At 35.4% G+C, this 6,096-nt stretch carries 6 protein-coding genes and 2 pseudogenes; 2 read left to right on the top strand and 6 right to left on the bottom strand.

What is annotated here, in order from left to right; translation table 11 throughout:
- Positions 1-956 precede the first annotated feature (956 nt).
- A pseudogene (locus tag JFU24_RS30575) lies at positions 957-1,115 on the bottom strand (GNAT family N-acetyltransferase); the annotation flags it as partial.
- 71 nt (positions 1,116-1,186) lie between these two features.
- Positions 1,187-1,633 carry a DivIVA domain-containing protein gene (locus JFU24_RS30570; RefSeq protein WP_242485332.1) on the bottom strand — a complete coding sequence of 149 codons (447 nt, stop codon included), beginning with the start codon at positions 1,631-1,633 and terminating at the stop codon, positions 1,187-1,189.
- A 194-nt stretch (positions 1,634-1,827) separates the two neighbouring features.
- On the opposite strand from JFU24_RS30570, the gene JFU24_RS29770 reads away from it, so the two are divergent.
- Entirely contained in the window at positions 1,828-2,850 is a 1,023-nt protein-coding gene (locus JFU24_RS29770) for an STAS domain-containing protein (RefSeq protein WP_201182657.1), read from the top strand.
- 128 nt (positions 2,851-2,978) lie between these two features.
- Here the strand turns inward: JFU24_RS29770 and JFU24_RS29765 are convergent, their stop codons facing one another.
- The 4 genes from JFU24_RS29765 to JFU24_RS29750 form a co-directional block, all read right to left on the bottom strand.
- Complete coding sequence (locus JFU24_RS29765) at positions 2,979-3,314, bottom strand: hypothetical protein (protein ID WP_201251087.1); 336 nt, start codon at positions 3,312-3,314, stop codon at positions 2,979-2,981.
- A gap of 228 nt (positions 3,315-3,542) precedes the next feature.
- Positions 3,543-3,959, bottom strand: coding sequence for a DUF4362 domain-containing protein (locus tag JFU24_RS29760; RefSeq protein WP_201251086.1), 417 nt, complete (start codon positions 3,957-3,959; stop codon positions 3,543-3,545).
- Positions 3,960-4,499: 540 nt separating this feature from the next.
- The gene (locus tag JFU24_RS29755) at positions 4,500-4,697 is read right to left on the bottom strand and encodes a hypothetical protein (RefSeq protein WP_201251085.1); all 198 of its coding nucleotides are present in this window, start codon (positions 4,695-4,697) and stop codon (positions 4,500-4,502) included.
- 194 nt (positions 4,698-4,891) lie between these two features.
- Entirely contained in the window at positions 4,892-5,038 is a 147-nt protein-coding gene (locus JFU24_RS29750; RefSeq protein WP_201251084.1) for a hypothetical protein, read from the bottom strand.
- A gap of 760 nt (positions 5,039-5,798) precedes the next feature.
- Between JFU24_RS29750 and JFU24_RS31465 the strand changes: the two are divergent.
- A pseudogene (locus JFU24_RS31465) lies at positions 5,799-5,876 on the top strand (YjcZ family sporulation protein); the annotation flags it as partial.
- Positions 5,877-6,096: the final 220 nt, after the last annotated feature.

Here is a 6,096-nt window from a genome sequence, read left to right as displayed (position 1 = left end):
TGAAAGAAAGCTAAAAAAAGCAATCTAACAGAATAGGAGGGATAAGCGTCTAATTTACTTGCGTCAGTTCGCAATGTATCCGTATGTATAGACCCTATTCACTCAACAGTTTTCACCGTACACGCCCTTTACCTAAAGGCTTGTCCTCTACATAAAGCCACCCCTATGCGACAAGCTGAACGTGTTCCCTAGCACCGTGATGCTAATGGCTACCACCCGAACCTTTTAAGGTAGTTCTCACCTTCCCCCAACAGATGAATAGGAATCCATTGAGGGTTGCCCACTTTGTAAGAGCATACTAGGTACTCTCTGCACGAACGTAGACTATCCAATCAGTTTTTAAGGTGCTTTCAGGCAATTGCACCTGAACAGTACACAAAAAAGGCGTTATCTCTTTAACCTGTCATCTTACCAAGTTAAAGAGATAACGCCTTATTAAGAACTTTGTCGGATATGTATGAAAGATACTAGCATTTGCTAGTTGAAATCCAGTAGACAAAGAGTTTATAATAGGTGTATCAAATTTAGTCCTGTTGCTTCAGGGCTAAAACTTTAACCAGTGGTAGGACACTAGGTTAATTGAGAAAGTCATTTCCGTTAAGAGGTAGGACTCTTAACATCAGGAAGTGGCTTTTTTGTTTATCCGTTCGTTATTAAGTTACTAATAATTTTACCTCTATCAAACTGGTAAAGCAACCATAATTAACAAGGTTCTACTGTAGCTTTGAAACAAAGTTTGATCAAATCAAAACAAGAAACCTTGATAAATGAATAAATTAAAGGACATGTTTTGAAAAAAAATTAATCAAAACATGCCCTTGTAATATTTATTTGGATTATTCTTTTATAAAAAAGATTGATTATTTTTGTGTTTCTTAATGAACTAACGCACCCGTTAGTTTAAGTGTAATACATCACAAATATACGGTTGGTATCAGAAGAGTTGTGAATACTCTTTATTTATAGTAGTCTTCTTGAAGCATTTCCATATGGACTTCATCAGAGTATTTATTGTTCATATAAAGGGATTGTCTCAATGTTCCTTCATTTTTAAATCCTGCTTTTTCCTATGCTTTTATGCCACGAATGTTATGAGAAAATACCTCTAATTCCAGAAAAGGAGCAGCTGATCAGCTCCTGATATTGAAGTAAAGGTATCCGTTAGTTGAAGAACGGGTATTTATTTCTAATGTCCCCTTAATTTCTGCATGTCTTCCTTGAGCATTTTAATTTCTTTTATTAATCCCTCTTCAATAAATCTATAATCCTTAATAATCAGGTCTAAAAACCCGTCTACTTCATCCATATCATAGCCACCAAATGCTCTTTTTTTGAAGGTCTTATCGTGAATAATCTCTTTATTCAATAGTATATTCGGATGAATTTTTTCATTAGTAGAAGGAAATTCTTCAACTGTCATAGAATCGACTATTCCCTCAGTGAAAATTAGTAAAATTCTTTCTCCACCATGATTTTCCATTATAACCTCTATACTTGTAAAATCTTGTTGTACAGGAGACATAGAAGTTGTGGTTATCTTTGTTATAAAATATTCTTCACGAATCATGGCTTGACAAACTTCATTCAATTTAGGGTAATCTTTTATAAGTTCACATAATCTTTCATATATCATAATAACCTCCATCAAATAGAACCAATTATTATTGGTTTGATTAGAAACCCGTTATTATCTTAGCATATCCTTGTAATGCTAACCTGCCCCGTTAGTGCCATAAGAAAAAGCTGCCTTATAGACAGCTAAGAAAGTAGAAAATCTTTTGTTATTCCTATAAAATAAAGATAATTCATAATATATAGGTGAAATTAATGGCTAAAACTAATTTAAAGGTCCAAGTAAACAAAAATGAAATTATCTGGAATGAAGAAAAAGGGTTATTTACTTTTGACGATGCACCTGCACTCTTATTATGGGACTCTGCAATAGAATTGTTTTTAAATACAATTGAAGAGGTTTCCGGAACTGACGTGTCCAAGACTGTATATGAGGCAACCTTTTATCGGATGGGACATTTAGTAAGTTCATATTACCAAGAACGTCAAGACATTGAACAACTTTTTACCGAATACAGTGATATTTATAAAACTGCTGGTTGGGGAAACTTTAAGATTACTTATTACTCATTTGAGGAAAAAAGAGCAGTTATTCAATTAAAAAATAGCTGGGAAGATAGAATCTTTAAAAATTCCAATAAAGAAAACGCGGGAGTTTTATTACCAAGTCATTGGGCAGGTGTCTTTGGAGGACTATTTCAACAAGATATGTGGTATAAGATTAATAAGAGTCAAGCGGAAGGTGAAGAATTTAATGAAATTGAGGTATTCCCTTCTAACATTACTCCAACAAAAAATATTCACGACTTAGCGAGGCAAAAGGAACAACAAAGTATTAAGGAATTAGAGGAAAAGGTAAAAGACCGCACCGAAGAGTTATCCTTATTGGTTAAGGAGTTATCTTCTCCTATTATACCTGTTTTAAAAGGAATTCTTGTTATACCATTAATTGGAAAGTTTAACCAAGAACGACTTTCAGATTTGGTTGAAAACGCTTTAATTGAAATATCTCGTCAAAAGGCAAATTACCTACTAATTGATGTAACTGGTATTACTAGTGTTGATGACTTTACTATATTTGGCATTCGAAAATTAATTGAATCTGTTCGTTTGCTAGGAGCTGAGTGTTTCATAGTAGGAATTTCTTCAAAGCTCGCCATCGAAATTTCCATTTTGAACCTCAATATGAGTAGAGTTCGCACTTTTTCAACCCTCCAACAAGGAGTAGAGTTTGCAATTGGATTAAATGGTTTTGAATTAGTCGAGAAGGAAAAATAAAAGGTAGGTTCTAAAAAATAAAGCTGTCTTTTTGACAGCTTTCGAGTGTTTCTCGACAGCCTGAGCTGCCTTAAATACAGCTCTGATCATTAGCTAACGCATCCGTTACTAGAATAAGGAGTTACCTTTTATTCCTCGTTTAATTGCTTTAACCACTCTATAAACCAATCTTGAGGTAACTTTACTTTTGAGAGGTCTAAATTCTGCAATTCTTTTAATGAGTAAGTATTTACCAAAAATAAATCCCATTGACATTCAATATCTCGTGCTATCCCAAAAGCTATTTCATCAAATTCATTAGATGCTTCAGCTTCCTCAAAAGCCATTGTGAGGTTATCACACCACTTAATAAACTCAAATTGTGAAAATCTGTTTTCTTTTCTACATACGGTATTTAATAAGTTCTTTAAGTTTTCGGACGAGAGTGGAGAATCTATAGTGGTTTCATTCCAGTTCCAATTCATATAAACATCCCCTATTATCGACTGTAATTACTTACTATCCTCATCACCTTCTACTCTCTAATTTAACATTTTCTTATACAACTATCCTGCCCCTTTAGTTGCATAAAGAAAAAGTCAGCCTTAAAGACAGCTCTGATCTTCAGCTAACTCACCTGTTATTTGAAGAAGGATGTACTCGAATCAAGGTGTGATAGAGGGTCGTTGAGGATTACACAGTCGAAAATCACATTAATTACCTTCTGCTAAGTAATAAGGTGTTTCGTAACCTTGGCAACCAATGATAGAGTATTTGTTTCCTTCAACTAAAATTTTCTCGCATCCAAATGTGTTAATTTCTCCACTACCGTACTCATCTCTAGTGGTATCCTCAGTAATTTCAAGCTGCTCTCCGTTATATGTTAAATCAGTTAGTATTGGGTCTCCTTCCTTCGTGTAAGTAACCACACGAATACTATCCTTTTTCCCTGTTTCTGTATTCTTGATAAATTCTTTTAACTTAGTTTCGTTTTCAATATCACCATTATTTCTATTCACAATATCAGTAACAGAAGGAACAAATTTTTTTGAATCAGTCTCTATATTGGCACAACCAACTATAAGCAAAAACATTATGCTGACAGTTATAAAACTTAAATATCTTATCATAAACTCCCCCCTTTATTTATATGACGTTATAAATTGTTTTACGGTTTCACTTATGCAACTATCCTGCCCCGATAGTTCCATAAAGGAAAAGCTACCTTAAAGACAGCTCCGATAGTTTGGGATTTCGTCAACCAATATAAGAACCTATCAAACAAATATGCTATAATTCCCCAATAGAAAGATTGGAGAGAGAAACAATGGACTGGGTAGACATTATGGCACTTACTGGTATACTTTTTTATTTGATTCCAATAGCATTTATTGTTTGGTTCTTAATCAGCTTTATCAAAACTCAAAAGGAAAGAAACATTATACTTAGAGACATTTCATTAAGGCTAGATAAGTATAAAATAGACAGAAAGGAAGAGTAATATGATACTCTTTCTTTTTCACTTTTATTTCACAGTTTGTGTCTTATACGACACAAAAGACATTCTTACTTAATGAACTATCCTGCCCCTTTAGTTTAAGTACATTCTTTCACAATCTCAATAGAGTAGAGCCTTTTTAGACACAATCCAATCACCTACAAAATAGAGTTCATAATGTCCATATGACTTGTATCAGAATGCTTATCGTTGTAAATACGCATTTTCCTGATGCTACCCCTAATTCACTCATTCTATTGTGGTAGTGAGTCGCATCCTGCATTGTACGTGTTGAGTGCAATGGTATACGTAGTGAATGTGCACCGATTGGCCCGTATGGTGCGTACGCTGTAACTACCCCCTTGTCCAATTACCCTCTATGATAGTAGCCTTGCTGTATGCCGTATGTCGTTACATAGTACAGTTGTACAGGCCATAGGATGGGCCATACAAAGGTTCGAGTATCAGGAGGTATTGAACTTAGGTTGAATTTTTTTCGTGCCTGTAAAGGCCCTTCTATCACGTCCTATAGTCCAAAAAGAAAATTCCCCATAAAAAAAGACCCTATAAAAGGGTCTTCTTCTTGTTTTCTCGTCTAATCAATAGGTATATCATGACCCCGTACAAAGCTAAGATGCCAATTACCTTTGTGGACGTTACCACCATAAAACTAATAATAGCTAAGAACATCTGCAATAAAACCACTTCCATAAAAATACCCCCTTAGTTTTGTTAGAAACTACCCTACCATATATGACGTGTGACTTTTCGTTTTCGGACAGGTAAATAGCCCCTACTTTATATGTCGCATGAGTTGCCATTTTCGCGCAGGAAAACAGGTCCTACTATATATGCCACGCAACTTGCCGTTTCCGGACGCCATCCTACTAAATAATAAGAACGACATTAAAAAGTCGCGCACTTTCTATATTGTCACGATCTATAGGAAATGGGGTTTTCAGTAATCTCTACTCCCTCTTAGAGTTAAATGGATTTACCAAAGGGGTATTTCGTTCGGGACGTTCGTAAAAGTCTATGGAAGTTAGAGGACGTTCGTAAAATATTTTTGAACTTTAACGAACGTAAATACCGGCTGTTTTGAGAAGAAATTCCACCGTTCGAGAAAGTCTACTTTTACGAACGATAGCAACAATGCTATACCGCCCATTTCGGAAATTTTATACGCTAAGAGAATTCCAACCTGAAAAGTCGATCTCCTCTACGTTAAGGAATCTACTTTTTTACTTCTTCTTATAAAACTAACGCACCCGTTATCTCAATAAGAGGTACCTCCAAATTTTATCCTATGAACAGAGATGGAGACTATTGTGTCATTTTCCTAAGTAGAGCATAAAGTGAGATAACCCATTTAATTGTATTTCCTCCTTAAGAACAAATAAGGAGATGTTTCAGTATGTCAGGTCGTGAATGTAGAGACGAATGTAGAGACGAATGTAGAGACGAAGGTTTTGGATTTGGTGGAGGTTTCGCATTTATAGTCGTTTTGTTTATACTCTTAATCATTGTTGGAGCTAGCTTTGTTGGTGGCGGCGGTGGTTACGGCGGCGGCGGATACGGCGGCGGATACGGTGGCGGTGGATACGGCGGCGGCTGCTAAAAATAGTATGAAAAAAGCCGACCTTTATTGGTCGGCTTCTTCAAATTTGATTCCTATTTCTGGGGAATTATAGCTATTTTGAACACTCTAATTTTGGTCCAGACGACAAAACGCGAAAAAAATATAAAAAAACAGAAACACATAAAAGGCG

The sequence above is a fragment of the Peribacillus sp. TH27 genome, assembly GCF_016650915.1.
Taxonomy (GTDB): Bacteria; Bacillota; Bacilli; order Bacillales; family DSM-1321; genus Peribacillus; species Peribacillus butanolivorans.
This window is presented reverse-complemented; position numbering and strand designations above follow the sequence as displayed.